Raw genomic sequence first — 18,683 nt, forward strand, 5'->3', positions numbered from 1 at the left:
ATGCCGCGACCGTCGAGGAGGATCTGCCCCAGCAGCGCCTGGGCGTCCAGCAGGCCCTCGGAAGCAGCCGCCAGCACCGCCTGGGCGGCGCGGGCCGGGCTCTCCTCAAGCATGGCGCTCAGTTGTGCGCCGTCGAGGAGCTCCTCGCGACGAAGTTGAAAAGTCACGGCTTACACCTCGACCCAGCGACGCAAAAGGTTGTGGTAGGTGCCGGTCAGGCGGACCAGCGAAGGATGCTCGGGCACATCCCGGGTCAGCTCCTGGATCGCGCCGTCCATCTCGAACAGCAAGGCGCGCTGGCTATCTTCGCGCACCAGGCTCTGGGTCCAGAAGAATGAGGCGTAGCGAGCGCCCCGGGTCACCGGGTTGACCTTGTGCAGGCTGGTGCCTGGATACAGCACCATGTCCCCCGCCGGCAGCTTGACCCGCTGCAGGCCGAAGGTGTCCTGGATCTCCAGCTCGCCGCCTTCGTAATCCTCGGGGTCGCTGAAGAACAGGGTCGACGACAGGTCCGTACGCACCCGCTCCGGGCTGCCCTTGGGCTGGCGCACCGCGTTGTCGATATGAAAATCGAAACTGCCGCCGGCGGTGTAGCAGTTGATCAGCGGCGGAAACACCTTGTGCGGCAAGGCGGCGGACATGAACAGCGGGTTCTGCCACAGGCGATCGAGCATCGCCGCGCCGATCTCCTGGGCCAGAGGGTGGCCTTCCGGCAATTGCAGGTTGTGCTTGGCCTTGGCCGACTGGTAACCGGCGGTGATCTTGCCGTCCGCCCAGTCCGCCTGTTCCAGGGCTTCACGGATGCGCCCGACCTCGTCACGGGTGAACACGCCAGGGATGTGCAGCAACATGGCCAGGTACCTGCAGAGCGAAAGGCCGTCAATGATATTGATTCTTATTGACTGTGTAAAACCCCGGGACGCATGAGAACGTAAAAACCGTAAAGGCAAATTGTAAAGAATGTAAATTAAGTGCGAATAGCAATATTTCGCAATTGATAACAAATGTTTCTTTCCCCTATATTCCGCCGCCTCAAATCCTTGGGGAGGGGAAAAACATGTCACGCCAACAACCACCATCCGCTGTCAGTTCACCACGCCTGCTGGCGTCTGCAATTGGCGTGGCGATCACCGCCGGCTCCGCAGGCCATATGGTCCAGGCGGCTGAAGACACTCAGCAGAAGACTTCGGGCAAAGCCATTGCCCTGGAAGCCACCAGCATTACCGGTGAGGCCCAGGACCAGACCTCCTACAAGGTCGAAAACTCCTCCTCGAAAAAGTACACCGCGCCGCTGGTGAACACCCCACGCTCGGTGACCGTGGTGCCACAGCAAGTACTCAAGGACACCGCGGCCACCTCGCTGCAGGACGCCCTGCGTACCGTGCCCGGTATCACCTTCGGTGCCGGTGAGGGCGGCAACCCTCAGGGCGACCGTCCGTTCATCCGGGGGTTCGACGCCCAAAGTGACACCTACCTGGACGGCGTCCGCGACACAGGTGCCCAAAGCCGCGAAGTCTTCGCAGTTGAAAACATCGAAGTCAGCAAAGGCCCTAACTCGGCCATGGGCGGCCGTGGCGCCGCTGGCGGCAGCATCAACCTGGTGAGCAAGAAGGCGCACCTGGGCAACTCCCTGGACGGTGGCTTCACCTGGGGCTCCGATCAGACCCAGCGCTACACCCTGGATGGCAACTACCAGTTCAGCGATACCGCCGCCGGCCGTCTGAACCTGATGAGCCATGAAAGCAACGTCGCCGGACGAGACAAGGTCAACTACGACCGCTGGGGCATCGCCCCGTCCCTGGCCTTCGGCCTAGGCACCGACACCCGGGTATTCCTCGATTACTACCATCTGGAAAGCGATGACCTGCCGGACTCGGGCATTCCCTACGGCTATTCCATGGGTACCGCCCACACCGCGGCCCATCCGGACAAACCGGTCAACGGCGGCGACAGCAGCAACTTCTATGGCCTGACCGACCGCGACTTCCGCAAGTCCCGCGTGGACACCGCGACCTTCGCCATCGAGCACGACCTGAACGACTCGCTGACCCTGAAGAACACCTTCCGTCACGGCACCAGCATGCAGGACTACATCTTGACCCAGCCGGACGACAGCCAGGGCAACGTACGCAGTGGCACCGTCTGGCGCCGGGCCAACACCCGGGTGTCGAACACCGACACCACCACCAACCAGACCGATCTGTATGGTGAGTTCGTGCTGGGCGGCTTCAAGAACAACTTCTCCGCCGGCATCGAACTGTCCGACGAGTCCTCGAGCAAAAGTGGCTACACCGTTTCCAACAACGCCAATATCAAGTGCAACGTACCGCAGCCTGCTGGCGTTTGTACCTCGCTGTCGAATCCGACTCCGGATGACGCCTATGCCGGCACCATCAGCCGCAACTACGCGGGCACCGACACCGAAGGCACCACCCGGGCCATCTACTTTGCCGACACTCTGGAGCTGACCCCGCAGTGGCTGGTCAACATGGGCCTGCGCTACGACCACTTCGAAACCCAGGCCAAGACCAAGAACACCGCGCGCACCACCACCTTCAAGGCCGAGGACACCAGCGAATTCGTGACAGGCCAACTGGGCCTGGTATGGAAGCCGCAGGACAACGGCAGCGTCTATATCTCCTATGCCACCTCGGCTACACCGGTCGGCAGCACCCTGGACAACGGCGCCGAGACCAACCCGTTTGCCACCACTTCCGGCACGCCGACCAGCATCGTCAGCGACATGAAGCCCGAGGAAACCGTCAACTACGAGATCGGCACCAAGTGGGACCTGTTCAACGACCGCCTGGCACTGACCGGTGCGATCTTCCGTACCGAAAAGGAAAACACCCGGGTCCTGAGCAGCAACTACACCTACGAAAACGCCGGCAAGACCCGAGTTGACGGCCTTGAGCTGACTGCGAGCGGCAAGCTGACCGACAAGTGGCAAGTGTTCGCCGGCTACAGCTACCTGGACAGCACCATCGTCGATCCGGGCGCCAGCGGTGATCGCAGCGGTAAAGTCAGTGGCCTCGCCAACCCGGCCAAGGGCAATGAATTGCCAAATACGCCGAAAAACAGCTTCAGCCTGTGGACCACCTATAACCTGACCCAGAAGCTGACCATCGGCGGTGGCGCCTTCTACGTCGACAAGGTCTGGGGCGATAACAACAACAGCCTGTACGTGCCGTCCTACACCCGCTACGACGCCATGGCCAGCTACAAGCTGACCAAGAACGTCGACCTGCAGTTGAACGTGCAGAACCTGACCGACAAGACCTACTACGACAAGGCCTACGCGGCGCACTTCGCCAACCAGGCGGCCGGTCGTACCGCGCTGATGAGTGCCAACTTCCACTTCTGATCCAGCGCAAGACCTTCCTGTGGCCACGGCCACAGGCGCCCAAGCCCCACGCATTTCAATGCCTGGGGCTTTTGCATGTAAAAACGAATGCTTCTCGACAACACACGGCATAATGCGCGCCGTGTTTCCTCTCTCTGGACGAACAAGGCGAGTGACGTGTTGAAGAAAACCCTGTTCCAGCTGCACTGGTTCTTCGGCATCAGCGCGGGGCTGGTCCTGGCCCTGATGGGCATCACCGGGGCGACCGTGTCGTTCCAGGACGAAATCCTGCGCGCCCTCAATCCATCGGTGCTGCAAGTCGACAAGCTCCCCGCCGGGGTGCTGCCGCCCGCCGAACTGGTGGAAAAAATCCAGGCCGCCGAAGGCAAGACGGTGTCCATGCTCTGGGTCGAGACCGACAGCGGCAACGCCGCGCGGGTGTTCTTCACCCCGCCGCCGGGGGAACGCCGTGGCCAGATGCGCTACTTCGACCCCTATACCGGCGAGTTCATGGGCGACGCCGTCGGCCAGGACTTCTTCGGCTTCATGCTGCAATTGCACCGCTTCCTGGCCATCGGCGACACCGGCCGGCAGATCACCGGCGCCTGCACCCTGATCCTGATCTTCTTCTGCCTGTCCGGGCTGTACCTGCGCTGGCCGCGCCAGGTCGGCAACTGGCGCGTGTGGCTGACCCTGGACTGGGCCAAGAAAGGCCGCGGCTTCAACTGGGACCTGCACGCCGTGTTCGGCACCTGGTGCCTGCTGTTCTACCTGCTGTTCGCCCTCACCGGCCTGTACTGGTCCTACGATTGGTACCGGGAGGGCCTGACCAAGCTACTCTCCGATGCGCCACACAGCGAACGCCAGCGTGGCGGCCGCGGTGGCCCACCGCCCAAGGGCCCGGCCCCGGTGGCGGACTACAACGCCATGTGGAGCAGCATCTACAGCGCCGCCGGCAAGGACCTCAACGCCTACAACATCCGTATGCCTGCCGTGGCCGGGCAGCCGGCGACCGTGTTCTACCTGCTCAAGACCTCCCCCCACGAACGGGCGCTGAACCAACTGACCCTGGACCCGGCCACCGGGGTGATCAGCCGTCATGACCGCTACGCCGACAAGAGCCTCAAGTCGCAGTTGCTCACTAGCGTCTACGCACTGCACGTGGGCAGCTACTTCGGCCTGGTGGGGCGCATCCTGCTGACCCTGGCCTCCTTGACCATGCCGCTGTTCTTCGTCACCGGCTGGCTGCTGTACCTGGATCGCCGACGCAAGAAGCGCCAGATCAAGCAGGCCCGCCAGGGCCTGGAAAGTACCGCCCCCGACGGCTCGGCGTGGCTGATCGGCTTCGCCAGCCAGAGCGGTTTCGCCGAGCAACTGGCCTGGCAGACCGCCGGGCAATTGCAGGCTGCCGGGGTGGCGACCAAGGTCCAACCGCTGAGCAATCTCAGCGAACAGGACCTGCGTGACGCTCAGCGCGCGCTGTTCGTGGTCAGCACCTTTGGCGACGGCGAAGCACCGGACAGCGCCCGCGGCTTCGAGCGCAAGCTGCTGGGCCGCGAGCTGTCGCTGCAAGGCCTGCAATACGCCGTGCTCGGCCTGGGCGACCGCCAGTACCAGCACTTCTGCGGCTTTGCCCGACGCCTGCACGACTGGCTGTCGAACCAGGGCGGCAGCACCCTGTTCGCCCCCATCGAGGTGGACAGCGGCGACAGCTACGCCCTGCGCCACTGGCAGCAGCAACTGGGCCAGCTCACCGGCCATGCCCCGGTAGACCTGTGGCAGGCCCCGGCCTTCGACAACTGGACCCTGAAGAGCCGCACCCTGCTCAACCCCGACAGCAGCGGCTCCGGGGTCTACCTGCTGCAACTGCTGGCCCCCAGCGCCAGCAGCTGGCTGGCTGGCGACCTGGTGGAAGTCATGCCGCGCAACAGCCCGTGGCTGGTCGAATACTTCCTCGACGGCCTGGGGCTTTCCGGCGAGGCCAGGGTCCAGCTCGACGGCCTGGAAGAGAGCCTGGAACAAGCCTTGGGCAGCCGCCAGCTACCAGAAAACCGCACCCACCTGGTGGGCCTGCACGCCCAGGCCCTGGTGGATGCCCTGGTGCCCCTGAGCATGCGCGAATACTCCATTGCCTCGATTGCCGCCGACGGTTGCCTGGAGCTGCTGGTACGCCAGGAGCGCCACGCCGACGGCAGCCTGGGGATCGGTTCCGGCTGGCTCACCGAGCATGCTGCGGTGGGTTCGAGCATCAGCCTGCGGGTACGGCGCAACAGCGGCTTCCACCTGCCGGCCGAACCTTGCCCGCTGATTCTGCTGGGCAACGGCACCGGGCTGGCGGGCTTGCGCAGCCTGCTCAAGGCGCGGATCGCCGAGGGCCAGCAACGCAACTGGCTGATCTTTGGCGAGCGCAATGCCGAGCATGATTTCTACTTCAAGGATGAACTGCAGGAATGGCGCACCCGGGGCGACCTGAGCCGCCTGGACCTGGCGTTCTCCCGGGACCAGGCCGAGAAGATCTACGTCCAGGACCGCCTGCGCCAGGCGGCGGACGAACTGAAAAAATGGCTGGACGATGGCGCCGCGCTCTACATCTGCGGCAGCTTGCAGGGCATGGCGTCGGGGGTGGATCAGGTGCTCATCGAGGTACTGGGCGCAGACCACGTCGAACGCCTGATTGAGCAGGGTCGCTACCGCCGCGACGTTTACTGAGGCGTCAGACGCTTCGCCGGCAAGCCGGCTCCTACATCAATCGTGCTGCACCCTCCGTAGGAGCTGGCTTGCCAGCGAAGGCGCCCGTCAGAACGGCGCAAGGCTCAAGGGCCTCTTCGCCGGCAAGCCGGCTCCTACACCAATCCTGCTACCCCCTCCGTAGGAGCTGGCTTGCCAGCGAAGGCGCCCTTCAGAACAGCGCAAGGCTCAAGGGCCTCTTCGCCGGCAAGCCGGCTCCTACGGGACGGGGCGTTGGCGGGGAGGGTTACGCCGGTTGCAGGTTGTGCTCGTACACCGCCACGCCATCCAGGTCCCGCAGGATCACCTTCAGCTCCGCCGTTTGCCCATCGATCTGCACTTCGCCAAAGAACTGGAAGCCGGCAAAGGGTGAAGTGTTCTGCGCTGGCGGCGCCTTCTGGAACACCACTTCCGGGCCGAAGGTCTTGTCCAGCACATTGGGCCCGAAACTCCCGGCGTTCAGGGGGCCGGCGACAAACTCCCAGAACGGCTCGAAATCCTGGAACGCCGCCCGATCCGGGTGGTAGTGGTGGGCCGCGCAGTAGTGCACGTCCGCCGTCAGCCACACATGGTTGCGCACCTGATGCTTGCGCAAATACGCCAGCAGCTCGGCAATCTCCAGCTCGCGGCCCTGGGCCGGGCCCGGGTCGCCGTTGGCGATCGCCTCCCAGCGCGCCACCCCGGGGCTGACTTCGCCATCGGGCACGCCCAGGCCAATGGGCATGTCCGCCGCCACCACTTTCCACTGGGCCGAGGAGTCCTTGAGCTCACGCTTCAGCCAATCCAGTTGCTCGCGGCCGAGGAAAGGTTTCTCGCCGCCGAGGTTGTCATCGTTGGGGCCGCGATAGCTGCGCATGTCCAGCACGAACACATCCAGCAACGGCCCATAGCTGAGCTTGCGATAGATGCGCCCGCCGCCATCGGCGCTCTGCCGGCGCATGGGCGAATACTCCAGCCAGGCCTGGCGCGCGCGGCCCACCAGGGTCTGGATGTCCTTGACCACGTAACGTTCGTCCAGCTGCTTGCTCGGCGACCAGTTATTGACCACCTCGTGGTCGTCCCACTGCCAGATCTGCGGCACCTCGGCGTTGAAGCGGCGCAGGTTTTCGTCCATCAGGTTGTAGCGGTAGTTGCCCCGGTATTCGTCGAGGGTCTCGGCCACTTTGCTCTTGGCCTCGGTGGTGAGGTTGCGCCAGATGCGCCCATCTTCCACGGTCAACTGCGCCGGCACCGGGCCGTCGGCGTAGATGGTGTCGCCGCTGTGGATAAAGAAGTCCGGCAGGCGCAGGCGCATTGCCTCGTAGATGCGCATGCCGCCGATATCCGGGTTGATGCCGAAGCCCTGCCCTACCGTGTCGCCGCTCCAGACAAAACGGATGTCCCGGCGTTGCGAAGGCGCACTGCGCAAATGGCCGAACCAGGGCTCGCTGGCCGCGCCGGACTGGGCATCCTCGAAGGTCACCCGATAGAAGATCGCCTGGTTGGCCGGCAGCCCGGTCAACTCCACCCGCGCCGTGAAGTCGGTGCGGGCATCGGCCAGGGGCGAAACAGAGCGCCGGGGGTTGCTGAACATGCTTCGCGTGTCCCACTCCACCACCATCCGCGCCGGACGATCGCTGCGGCTCCAGATCATCGCCTTATCCCCCAGCAGATCCCCGGACTGCACCCCGTCGGTGAGCTGCGGCCGATCCTTGACCGAAGCGATCACCGCCGGCGCCAGGCTCGGCATCAACAGCCCCGCCCCGGCGATTTGCATGATCCGACGACGGCCGAGGTTGAACTCGCTCATGGTGACTCCCTGACAATGGTCAAAAAGCACACCTTAGACAGTGGGGATGAAGGGGGTGTGACAAGGAGCTGAAGGCCGTAATGCAGATAGGTCGTTCTCAACCTGCGGCAGCGGCTACACGAAGCTAGGTAATCCCTGTAGCCGCTGCTGAGCCTGCGAAGCTGCGAAAAGGACCGAAGGGCCTTGCTTGGCGATTTCCCGACGAACCTCGGGCAGGTTTGGAATCGCTGCATCTCCTGCGACGGAGTGCCGCCCAGAGCGTTCGCAGCCTGCGGCAGCGGCTACAACGGGTGCCGTTGCGGGATTGCGCCGCAACGGATGTGCCGTGGAGGTCAGGCCGCCTTGGCCGGTTCCAGGGCCAGTTCGACGGTCTCTGGTCGTTTCACCAGCGCATAGACCACCGCCGTCAGCAGGCTGCCCGCGACAATCGCCAGCAGGTACAGCAACGCATGGTTGATGGCATTCGGGATCAGCATGACGAACAGGCCGCCGTGGGGCGCCATCAGTTTGCAGCCGAAGTACATCGACAAAGCCCCGGTCAGGGCGCCGCCGGCGATGCTCGCCGGGATCACTCGCAACGGGTCCTTGGCGGCAAACGGAATCGCGCCTTCGGAGATAAAGCACAGGCCCAATACCAGGGCGGCCTTGCCGGCTTCGCGTTCGGTCTGGGCAAATTTGCGTCGGGCAATGAAGGTAGCAATGCCCAGGCCAATGGGCGGTACCATGCCCGCCGCCATGGTCGCGGCCATCGGTGCATAGCTCTGGGACGCCAGCAGCCCTACCGAGAACGCATAGGCCGCCTTGTTGATCGGCCCGCCCAGGTCGACGCACATCATGCCGCCCAGCAGTACCCCGAGCAGAATCGCGTTGGTGGTACCCATGCTGTCGAGGAAGTGGGTCAGGGCTTCGAGCATGCCCGCCACGGGTTTGCCCACCACGTAGATCATCACCAGCCCGGTGAACAGGCTGGCCAGCAGCGGGATGATCAGGATAGGTTTCAGCGCCTCCAGGCTTTGCGGCAAGCGCGCATATTTATTGATCGCCTTGGCCGCATAACCGGCGAGGAAGCCGGCGACGATGCCGCCGATAAAACCCGCACCCAGGGTGCTGGCGAGCATGCCACCGATCATTCCCGGCGCCAGGCCTGGGCGGTCGGCGATGGAGTACGCGATGTAACCCGCCAGCAGCGGCACCATCAGCTTGAAGGCGGTCTCGCCGCCGATCTGCATCAACGCCGCGGCCAGGGTGCCCTCCTCCTTGAACGCAGTGATGCCGAAGACGAAGGACAGGGCAATCATCAAGCCGCCCGCCACCACCATCGGCAGCATGAACGACACCCCGGTCAGCAGGTGTTTGTAGACCCCGGTCTTTTCCTGTTTGGCCGGTGCCTGGGCGCCTGCTGCGGAGGACTCCAGCCGGCCCTCGGCCAGGGCCTTGTTCAGAGTCGCTTCGGACTGTTTCAGGGACACGCCGGTGCCGCAGCGATAAATGCGCTTGCCGGCAAAACGTTCGGTGGGTACTTCGATGTCCGCCGCCAGCAGCACCACGTCGGCCTCGGCAATGGCTTGGGCGCTCAGCGGATTGCGCGCGCCCACCGAGCCCTGGGTTTCCACTTGCAGGTCGTAGCCCAGGCGCTTGGCGGTTTGCTGCAGGGCCTCGGCGGCCATGAAGGTGTGAGCCACGCCAGTCGGGCAGGCAGTGATCGCCACCAGCCGCGGGGCGCGTTTGCCTGTTTCGACCACCGGCTCGACACTGGCCTCGGTGGCGACATGGACCTGGGCCTCTTCAGCGCCGCGACGCAGCACTGCATCGACATCCTGCAGGGCCTGGGACGGGCTGCTGCGGTACACCCGCTTGCCGACAAAACGCGACATATCCACAGGCCCGGTGCTGACCACCAGCACCCACTCGGCGGCCTCAATGGTGGCCGCCGAGAGTTGGCGTTCCGGGTGCGCTTCATCGTGCACTTCGACGCTGGTGCTCCAGCCCTGGCGCTGCGCCGCGGCGTCCAGCAGGCGAGCGCAGAGCACGCTGGTGACCATGCCGTTGGGGCAGGCGGTAACTATGGCTAACTTCATGGGCAACCCTCTTATTGTTCTAGGAGGGGATGCACGCGCACCCCCTGCTCCAGCCGGGCCAGTTGCACCCTGTCGCTGATGCCGAAACCGATCTGGGTCACGGCCATGGCGGCAATCGCCGTGGCGGTGCGCAGGGTCTGTTCAAACGGCTGGGCGCTGAGCAGGCCGTGGAGCATGCCCGCCAGCAGCGAGTCGCCGGCGCCTACGGTGCTGACCACGCGGACCTTGGGCGGCAAGGCCTGCAAGGACGGTGCAGCACTGAACCAGTTGACCCCCTCGGCGCCGTGGGAAATCACCACATGCTCGACGCCCTGGGCGTGCAACTGGCGCGCAGCCTCGGCCTGCCCGGCCACTGAAACCACCGGGCTGCCCAGGGCGTCCGCCAGCTCTTCGGTGTTGGGCTTGACCAGCCAGGGGCCTGCCGCCAGGCCGGCGCGCAAGGCGGCGCCGCTGGTGTCGAGGGCGACTTTAAGACCGAGGTTTTTCAAACGCAGCAGCAGGGCCTGGAACCATTCGGGGCTGACCCCACGCGGCAGGCTGCCGGCCACCACCACCGCGTCATGCCCGGGAGCGATCTGTTCCAGGCGTTCAAGCAGGGCCTGTTGCGCAGCTTCGCTAACCTCGGGCCCAGGGCCGTTGATATCGGTAATGCGCCCGTCGCTTTCGGCCAGCTTGATGTTGCTGCGGGTGTCCCCGGGCACACGGATAAAGGCGTCGACAAACCCGCGCTGGGCAAACAACGCGTCAAACGCCTGTGGATTGTTTTCCCCGAGAAAGCCGCTGACGGTCAGTTGATGGCCGAGGTCAGCCAGCACCTGGGCCACATTCACGCCCTTGCCGGCGGCGTGGGTGTACATGGCGTCGCTGCGGTTGACCTGCCCTGTGTCCAGGCGCGCCAGCTGCACCGTCAGGTCCAGCGCCGGGTTGAGGGTCAGGGTAAGAATCTTCGCCATTACATGGCCTCCACTAGGGCGCGCACTTCGTTGGCGCTGCCGACGGCCAGGGCCTGTTGAGCAAGGGTTTGTGCCTGGGCCAGGCGCAGTTCGCGGATCCGCGCCTTGACCTCGGCGATGCTGCGTCCGGAGACGCTGAGTTCATCCACCCCCAGGCCCACCAGCACCGGTACCGCCAGCGGATCGGCCGCCAGTTCGCCGCACACACCCACCCATTTGCCGTGGGCATGGGCGGCACGCACGGTGATGTCGATCAGTTGCAGCACCGCCGGGTGCAGGCCATCGGCCTGGGCGGAAAGGGTCGGGTGGCCACGATCGATGGCCAGGGTGTACTGGGTCAGGTCGTTGGTGCCGATGCTGAAGAAGTCCACTTCCTTGGCCAGCACCGGCGCCAGCAGGGCGGCGGACGGCACTTCGATCATGATCCCCAGTTGCAGGTCGGCCACGGGGATTTCCCGGCGCAGGCGCTCGGTCATGTCCCGGGCCTGGCGCCACTCTTCGACGCTGCCGACCATGGGGAACATGATCCGCAGCGGGCGGTTGTCCGCCGAGCGCAGCAGAGCGCGCAATTGCGCTTCCATGATCAGCGGCCGCTGCAGGGTCAGGCGGATGCCGCGCACGCCGAGGAAGGGGTTTTCTTCCTTGGCGATCGGCCAGTAAGGCAGCGGTTTGTCACCGCCCACGTCCAGGGTGCGCACCACCAGCGGCCGCCCGGCGAGGCCGTCGAGCACGCGGCGGTATTCGGCTTCCTGGGTGGCTTCGTCCGGGGCCTGGGGATGGGCCATGAAGATCAGTTCGGTGCGCAGCAGGCCGATGCCTTCGGCGCCGTTTTCCACGGCGGCCGCGACACCGGCGCTTTCACCGATATTGGCGAACACCTCGACCGCGTGACCATCGGTGGTATGGGCCGCCTGATGGCGCTGTTCGGCGGCCGCCTTGAGCCGTTGCTCGCGGTTGTCGCGCTCCTCGGCGGCCCGCTGCAGGGTGTGGCTATCGGCGTCGACATGCAGGCGCCCGCGTTGGCCGTCCAGCAACAAGGGCGTACCGGACTTGATCAGCAGCACGCTGGCCCCCGCGCCCACCAGGGCCGGAATCCCCAGGGCCCGGGCGACGATGGCGCTGTGGGCGGTGGCGCCGCCGCGGGCGGTGAGAATGCCGGCGACCCGGGTCGGATCGAGGCGTGCGACGTCCGAAGGGCCGACTTCGTCCATCACCAGGATGTAGGGCTGGTCCGGCTCGGCCGGGGTTTCAATGCCGCACAGTTGCGCCAGCACCCGGCGGCCGATGTCCCGCAGGTCGGCGGCGCGCTCGGCGAGCAGGGCATCCTGCAGGGCTTCCTGCTGTTTGGCGGCGCTTTCGATCACGGTCATCCACGCCGCTTCGGCGCTTTCGCCCTGCTTGAGGCGGGTGTCCACTTCATCGCTCAGTTCGGGGTCGTCGAGCATTTCCTGGTGGGTGATGAAGATTTCGCGGATGGCCTTGGCCTGGCTGCGCTGGATCAGCCCCTGGATGTCCTCGCGGACCTCGGCCAGGGCCTGCTGCAAGCGCTGGCGCTCGATGGCGGTGGACTCGCCCCGCAGTGGGTAATCGATACTTTGCTGGACCTGGATATGGGCCGGGCCGATGGCGATGCCGGGCGCAGCGGCGATGGCCTGGATCAGGCTGCCGGAGGTCGGGGCGCTGAGCGGCTCGACGACCTCTTGTGGCGCTTGCCGAGGCGTGCTGACAGCCGGCAATGGCTCGACCTCTTCGCCCAGGCCCTCTTCGATGGCTGCCAGTAACGCGGGCAAGGCATCGGCGGCAATGCTGGGTTCAGCGATCAGTTCCAGTACCTGGCCGCGCCGCGCCCCTAGGCTCAGCAGCTTGCTCAGGCTTTTGACCGAGACCGCAGAATCCTTGCCATCGACGATGCGGATGCGGATCTCACCTTCAAAGTTCTTTGCCAGTTGCGCCAGCACCTTGGCCGGGCGCGCATGCAGGCCGTGGGCGTTGGCCAGGGCGATGCGGGCGCTGGGCCAGTCCGCCGGCAACTCGCCGCCAAGCACTTCCAGGACTGCGCGGCTGCTGGTGGCGCGGCCCAATTCCTGGCCACGGCCTTCGATCAGCAGCGCACACAGGCGCTCCAGCAGGGCCTGGTGGGCTTCCCCCAGGCTGGCCAGGCAGAACAGGCCGCTGAGGGGCTGGCCCAGGTAGCGGATGGGCTTGTCCGGGGTGACGAACGCCAGCCCCGGGCGCAGCACGGTCTGCTCGCTGTGCAGCCACCACAGGCCGTCACCCAGGGGCAGCGCCTCCACCTGTTGCAGCACCGCGGCAAAGCCGTTGCTCACGCACTCGGCCTGGCGCAGCAGGCGAGCGCCGCGCCAGACCAGCTCTTCGAAATCTTCCGCCGCCACACCGAGGCCGATCATCTGTGCGTCCAGCGCCAGTTCCTGGGGTGCGCCCTGCAACAGCTTGAGCAGGGCCTGGGGAGAGCTGGCGCGACGCAGGGCCTGGCCCAGGTCGGTTTCACCCAGGGCGCGGGTCAGGAGTTGCAGGAGTCGCAAGTGCTCGTCGGATTTGGCCGCGATGCCGATGGCCAGGTAGACAATCTGCCCGTCGCCCCAATCCACGCCGTCGGGAAACTGCAGCAGGCGCACGCCGGTGGCAAAGACCTGGTCGCGGGTTTCCGGGGTGCCGTGGGGAATGGCGATGCCTTGGCCAAGAAAGGTCGAGCCCTGGGCTTCGCGGGCCTGGAGGCCAGCCAGGTAACCCTCGGCCACCAGGCCGTCCGCCACCAGTTTGTCGGCCAGCAAGTGCAGCGCCGCGGACTTATCCACAGCCGACTGGCCCATGGATATCTGCTCTACAGTGAGCTCGAGCATGGCTTCTCCTATTTAGCGCGGCAGGGGGCGGCGCTAGGTATTGTTTTAAGTAAGCAGCGTAGGCGTCTTTACTGCCACAAACGGGACTCGGTGCCTGGCAGGGGCGTTTTCCGTTCGGGCTTGGGCCTAGAAAATACGCTTGCTGAAACGTTTAATCTAGCAAGTTTGGTACGTTACTCCATAATCTCGAGCGCTTGAAGTCCTTCTGGTCGATTGCCGGTTCCGACGTTGGTCGCCTGCCCAGATCAGGTAGGATTGGCGAAAATATCGGGGCAAGCACCAAAAACAAGGAAATCCCGGGTTGAAACTCAGTGATATCGCTCGCCTGGCCGGTGTGTCTGTGACCACCGCCAGTTACGTCATCAACGGCAAGGCCGAACAACAACGCATCAGCAACGCCACCGTGGAACGGGTGCGGGCGGTGGTGGAAGAACACGGCTTTACGCCCAACCCCCAGGCGGCCGGCTTGCGCAGCCGGCACACCCGTACCTTGGGTTTCATTCTCCCGGACCTGGAGAACCCCAGCTACGCACGCATCGCCAAGCTGCTGGAGCAAGGCGCCCGGGCCCGAGGGTATCAGCTGCTGATCGCCAGCTCCGACGACGCTCCGGACAGCGAGCGACAATTGCTCCAGCTGTTCCGCGCCCGGCGTTGCGACGCGCTATTCGTCGCCAGCTGCCTGCCGCCGGAAGACGACAGCTACCAGCAGTTGCAGGCCCAGGGCCTGCCGATCATCGCCATCGACCGGGTGATGCCGCCCGAGCTGTTCTGCTCGGTGATCAGCGATGACCTGCAAGCCAGCCTGCACCTGACCCAGAGCCTGCTTGAGCCTGAGCCCAAGCAGATCGTGCTGATCGGTGCGCGCCCGGAACTGAGCATCAGCCAGGAGCGTGCCGCCGGTTTCCGCCAGGCCCTCGAGGGTTTCGGCGGCGAGGTGCTGATCGAGCACGGCGAAGCCTTCAGTCGTGATTGCGGCCGCCAGCTGATGGAGGAATTGCTGCAGCGCCTGGGCCATCTCCCAGACGCCCTGGTGACCACCTCCTATGTCCTGCTGCAAGGGGTATTCGATGCCTTGCACGACTTCCCGCTGAAATCCCGGCCACTGCGCCTGGGCACCTTCGGTGATACCCAGTTACTGGATTTCCTGCCGCTGCCGGTCAATGCCATGGCCCAGCAGCATCAACTGATCGCCGAAAAAGCCCTGCAACTGGCCCTGGCTGCCATTGAAGAGGCGCATTACCAGCCCGGCGTGCAGGCCATCGCGCGGACCTTCAAACAGCGCATCCAACAGGGCTGAACCGTGGAGCTGATCGACAGCCACACCCACCTGGATTTCGCGGATTTCGATGCCGATCGCGGGGCGCTGCTGGCAGACAGCCGCGCCCTGGGCGTCTCGCGAATGGTGGTGCTGGGGGTCTATCAGGCCAATTGGCAGCGGCTCTGGGATCTGGTGCAAAGCGACTCGCAGCTGTACGCGGCCTTTGGCCTGCACCCGGTGTACCTGGACGATCACCGCCCGGAACATCTCCAGCAACTGGGTGACTGGCTGACCCGGCTGGCAGGGCACCCGCAAGTGTGCGCGGTGGGCGAGATCGGCCTGGACTACTTTCTTGCGCACCTGGATCGCGAGCGCCAACAGGCACTCTTCGAAGCGCAATTGCAGCTGGCGGCAGATTTCCAGTTGCCCGCCCTGCTTCATGTTCGGCGCAGCCACGCGGCGGTGATCGCCAGCCTGAAGCGCTTCAAGCTCAAGCGTGGCGGCATTATCCACGCCTTCGCCGGCAGCCGCGAGGAAGCCCGGGAATACCTCAAGCTGGGGTTCAAGCTGGGTCTGGGGGGCGCCGCGACCTGGCCGCAGGCCCTGCGCCTGCGCAAGGTGATCGCCGAGCTGCCGCTGCACGCCCTGGTGCTGGAAACCGACTCGCCGGACATGGCGCCTGCCATGTTTCCCGGCCAGCGCAACAGCCCGCAGCACCTGCCGGCCATCTGCGCCGCCCTGGCGCAGATCATCGGCATCACGCCCGAGCAACTGGCCAGCGCCAGCACCCGCAACGCCTGCGAGCTGTTCGGCTGGCCTTCAGCCGGCCTGTAGCTGCAACGGTCGGCGCTGACGCCGGCGGGCAGCCATCATCACCAACAGGTAACTCACCAGCATCAATGCCGAAACGCTCAGTTGCTGAGCCAGGCTTACCAGCCCGACCCACTCCAGCACCAGTGTCACCAATATCACCGTGGCACACAGCACGATCATGGTCGCGCGCAGGGTGGCCAGCGAGCCCAGGGACCTGAGGCGCTTGATCTGTTCGGGGCAACTGAGCTTCAGCGGTTTGTGGCAATGGTTGCAGTTGAAGGCTTCCTGCAACGCCATGGCATTGAGTTGCCAGGGTTCGAGTTCAAGGAGGGTCTGGCAATGGGCGCAACGGCCCTGGATTCCAGAAGTGGCAGTCATCAACGTATTTCCTCAGGGCCATGCAAGGCACATGGCCAACTGGTCGAACAGCCTGCGGCATCACCGGGGCTGAAAAATCAGACGCGCAGGAAAACAGGAAACACGCGACAAACAAAGCATTCATTTACTACCGATTGTATGCAAAGCAGCGAAGCCCCTGATTTCCGGGGCCTCGCCAAGAGCGGGAGCACGTTGCTCAGACGCGGAAAGCGCCAATCAATTGCTTCAGTTGCACCACCTGGGCCGACAGCTGCCGGCTGGCATCCTCGGTCTGGTGCGCACCCTCGGCAGTGCGCTCACCGGCACGATTGATCTCGACGATGTTCTGGTCGATGTCGTGGGCCACCGCGGTCTGCTGCTCCACGGCCGCGGCGATTTGCTGGTTCTGGTCGACGATCATGCCTACTGCACCAAGGATATTTTCCAGCGCCTGCTGAACCTTTTCCGACTGGTCCACCGTACCGTTGGCCATGGCGTGGCTGCTGCCCATGGCCTTGACCGCCGCGCTGACGCCACCATGGAGCTTGCCGATCATGTCCTCGATCTCCTCGGTGGACTGCTGGGTGCGTTTGGCCAGGGTCCGCACTTCATCAGCCACCACCGCAAAGCCCCGGCCCTGCTCACCGGCGCGCGCCGCCTCGATGGCCGCGTTGAGGGCCAGCAGGTTGGTCTGCTCGGCGATGCTCTTGATCACCTCCAGGACCCGGCTGATGGACTGGCTGTCGCTGGCCAGCTGGTTGATCACCAGCACCGACTGGTCGATCTCGCTGGCCAGCCGGGCGATGCTGCCCTGCTGGGATTCCACCAGCCCGCGGCCGCTGATGGTTTCGTCATTCACGCTGTGGGCGCTGCTGACCGCCGCCGCGGCGCTGCGAGCCACTTCCTGGGAGGTGGCGGACATCTGGTTCATCGCCGTGGCCACTTGCTCGATCTGGGTGCGCTGGCCAGCCACGGCCTGATTGCTCTGGGCCGATACACTCTGCACTTGCCCGGCCTGGCGCTCCACCTCACTGACGGTGTGGCCAACCCGCTCGATCAGGTCGTGGATTTTCAGCACGGTGCCGTTGAACACACTGCCCAGTTCCCCCAGTTCGTCGCGGCTGTGGGCGGTGAAGCTGACGGTCATGTCCCCCGCCGCTACCTTGTCCATCATCGCCCCCAGGCGCCGCAGAGTGGTGCGGGTGGAAGCGTAGAAACCGCCGTACAGGTAGACGATGGAGAGAAACACCAGGGCCAGGGCCGCCACCAGTAGCACCATGTGGCGACGGTTCTGCTCCAGGCGCTTTTGCAACTCGACATCCAGGAATTTCAAGGTGCCTTCATTGAGCTGGTAGGTCTGCGCCATCAGCCCGCTGACCTGGTCGTAGAAGGCCTGCCAGGGCGCATCCAGGGTATCGGCCATCACCACCTGCTCCTCGAACAGCTCGCTGGCCTGCTTGAGGCTGCCCTTGCTGGTCGTGGCCTGCGTGTCGAGAGCATCGTGGGCAGCGCGGCTGGACCCCAGGGCATCCTGCAACTTGAGCCCGTATTCGGCCTGGAGCTTTTCGATCTGCACCAGCAATTCGTCGAAACGCGTGCTGGACGAGGAATTGAGGAACCCCTGGCCCAGGGAGTAGGCGCCCATGGCCCGGCCTTCACCGAGGAGCTGGGTAACCTGCGGGGTGACGCTGGTGATCAGCTCGCTGAGCTGGCGAATGTCACCCTGGCCATCGCGGCTCAGGCCCGACTGGCTGGCGATGATCTGGCTGAACAACTGCGCGCTGCCCAGCAACTTGCCGATCAGGCCGCTTTTGTTCAGCAGCGAGCTTTCCACTTGTTGGGTCTTGAAGGCGGCAATCAGTTCATCGCGCTTGGCGTTGAAGACCTCCACCTGCTGTGGGTCCGTGGTCACCGCCTGCAAGGCCTGCAGGCGTTCCAGCACGGATTTCTCCAGGGCCACGATCTTGCCTTCCAGGTCCCCTGCCTTGCCGGACTGACCGAGGCTGGCGTTGATCTGCACCAGGTTATTGAGGGTTTCCAGGTCTCGGCGCAGGGCCAGGCTGCTGCCCAGCAGGTCGAGGCTTTTCAGTTCGACCCGGGTGCCCTGGAATTCGCGGTAGGAGTCGCGCACCAGATAGAAGTTGGTCACCAGCATGGGTAGAAAGAACAGCACGCTGATCAGGCTGAACTTCATGCCGAAGCTCAGGCGGTTCATCAGCGCGACAGCGGGATAGAGCAAGCTCTTCACAAAGAAGTCTCCCTTTTCTTTTATTGTTATTGGCAGGCAGGCGAAGGCAGCAGATAGCCACTATTCGGCGCTCCGTCTGTATAGCTCAATTTCGTGGGAGGTTTTGTAACTTAAAGTTAACCGCCAGCGCGGCATCCAGGGGACGCTCGCGGGCTGTGGCGAGGGAGCTTGCTGCCGATCGACGGCGCAGCCGTCGCACTCTCTGCGATGCGCTGCGCCAGAAAACCCTCGGTGGGCGGTTGGGGCCAGCCCTTGG

General features: G+C 64.7%; 11 protein-coding genes and 2 pseudogenes. 4 read left to right on the top strand and 9 right to left on the bottom strand.

The genetic code is table 11. From position 1 onward, the window contains the following. Together F6S12_RS08555 and F6S12_RS08560 are read right to left on the bottom strand one after the other, a co-directional pair. A pseudogene (locus tag F6S12_RS08555) lies at positions 1-167 on the bottom strand (sel1 repeat family protein); the annotation flags it as partial. 3 nt (positions 168-170) lie between these two features. Next, positions 171-851 (bottom strand): Fe2+-dependent dioxygenase, encoded by a 681-nt coding sequence (locus F6S12_RS08560; protein ID WP_072443003.1) that lies wholly within the window; start codon positions 849-851, stop codon positions 171-173. Between the two features lie 206 nt (positions 852-1,057). Here F6S12_RS08560 and F6S12_RS08565 point away from each other — a divergent pair, with 206 nt between their 5' ends. Both F6S12_RS08565 and F6S12_RS08570 read left to right on the top strand, forming a co-directional pair. Beyond that, positions 1,058-3,364 (top strand): TonB-dependent siderophore receptor, encoded by a 2,307-nt coding sequence (locus F6S12_RS08565; protein WP_315868841.1) that lies wholly within the window; start codon positions 1,058-1,060, stop codon positions 3,362-3,364. A gap of 156 nt (positions 3,365-3,520) precedes the next feature. Continuing rightward, a complete protein-coding gene (locus F6S12_RS08570; RefSeq protein ID WP_053156344.1) occupies positions 3,521-6,052 on the top strand; it encodes a PepSY domain-containing protein in 2,532 nt (843 codons plus the stop codon). 265 nt (positions 6,053-6,317) lie between these two features. Here F6S12_RS08570 and F6S12_RS08575 read toward each other — a convergent pair whose 3' ends face one another. From F6S12_RS08575 to ptsP, 4 genes are all read right to left on the bottom strand, one after another. Continuing rightward, the gene (locus F6S12_RS08575) at positions 6,318-7,859 is read right to left on the bottom strand and encodes an alkaline phosphatase D family protein (RefSeq protein ID WP_072451293.1); all 1,542 of its coding nucleotides are present in this window, start codon (positions 7,857-7,859) and stop codon (positions 6,318-6,320) included. A gap of 332 nt (positions 7,860-8,191) precedes the next feature. Continuing rightward, the gene (locus F6S12_RS08580) at positions 8,192-9,937 is read right to left on the bottom strand and encodes a PTS fructose-like transporter subunit IIB (RefSeq protein ID WP_315868842.1); all 1,746 of its coding nucleotides are present in this window, start codon (positions 9,935-9,937) and stop codon (positions 8,192-8,194) included. Between the two features lie 11 nt (positions 9,938-9,948). Beyond that, positions 9,949-10,890: a 1-phosphofructokinase gene (gene pfkB / locus F6S12_RS08585; protein ID WP_011059216.1), complete on the bottom strand. Its 942-nt coding sequence runs from the start codon at positions 10,888-10,890 to the stop codon at positions 9,949-9,951. Then, positions 10,890-13,751 (bottom strand): phosphoenolpyruvate--protein phosphotransferase, encoded by a 2,862-nt coding sequence (ptsP, locus tag F6S12_RS08590; RefSeq protein ID WP_315868843.1) that lies wholly within the window; start codon positions 13,749-13,751, stop codon positions 10,890-10,892. The genes pfkB and ptsP overlap by 1 nt, the downstream gene beginning before the upstream one ends. Before the next feature lie 301 nt (positions 13,752-14,052). Between ptsP and cra the strand changes: the two genes are divergently transcribed. Next, positions 14,053-15,048 (top strand): catabolite repressor/activator, encoded by a 996-nt coding sequence (gene cra, locus F6S12_RS08595; protein WP_011059214.1) that lies wholly within the window; start codon positions 14,053-14,055, stop codon positions 15,046-15,048. Between the two features lie 3 nt (positions 15,049-15,051). After that, positions 15,052-15,843, top strand: a complete 792-nt coding sequence (locus tag F6S12_RS08600) for a TatD family hydrolase (protein WP_011059213.1) — start codon at positions 15,052-15,054, stop codon at positions 15,841-15,843. Here the strand turns inward: F6S12_RS08600 and F6S12_RS08605 are convergent. The 3 genes and pseudogenes from F6S12_RS08605 to F6S12_RS33770 all read right to left on the bottom strand — a co-directional run. Beyond that, positions 15,829-16,200 (bottom strand): hypothetical protein, encoded by a 372-nt coding sequence (locus F6S12_RS08605; protein WP_019095647.1) that lies wholly within the window; start codon positions 16,198-16,200, stop codon positions 15,829-15,831. The genes F6S12_RS08600 and F6S12_RS08605 overlap by 15 nt on opposite strands. A gap of 196 nt (positions 16,201-16,396) precedes the next feature. After that, a complete protein-coding gene (locus F6S12_RS33765) occupies positions 16,397-17,326 on the bottom strand; it encodes a methyl-accepting chemotaxis protein (RefSeq protein ID WP_404940554.1) in 930 nt (309 codons plus the stop codon). Beyond that, positions 17,303-18,394: pseudogene (locus tag F6S12_RS33770) on the bottom strand (methyl-accepting chemotaxis protein); the annotation flags it as partial. The gene F6S12_RS33765 and the pseudogene F6S12_RS33770, both read right to left, overlap by 24 nt. Positions 18,395-18,683: the final 289 nt, after the last annotated feature.

The sequence above is a fragment of the Pseudomonas sp. JV245A genome, assembly GCF_032424515.1.
GTDB lineage: Bacteria > Pseudomonadota > Gammaproteobacteria > Pseudomonadales > Pseudomonadaceae > Aquipseudomonas > Aquipseudomonas protegens.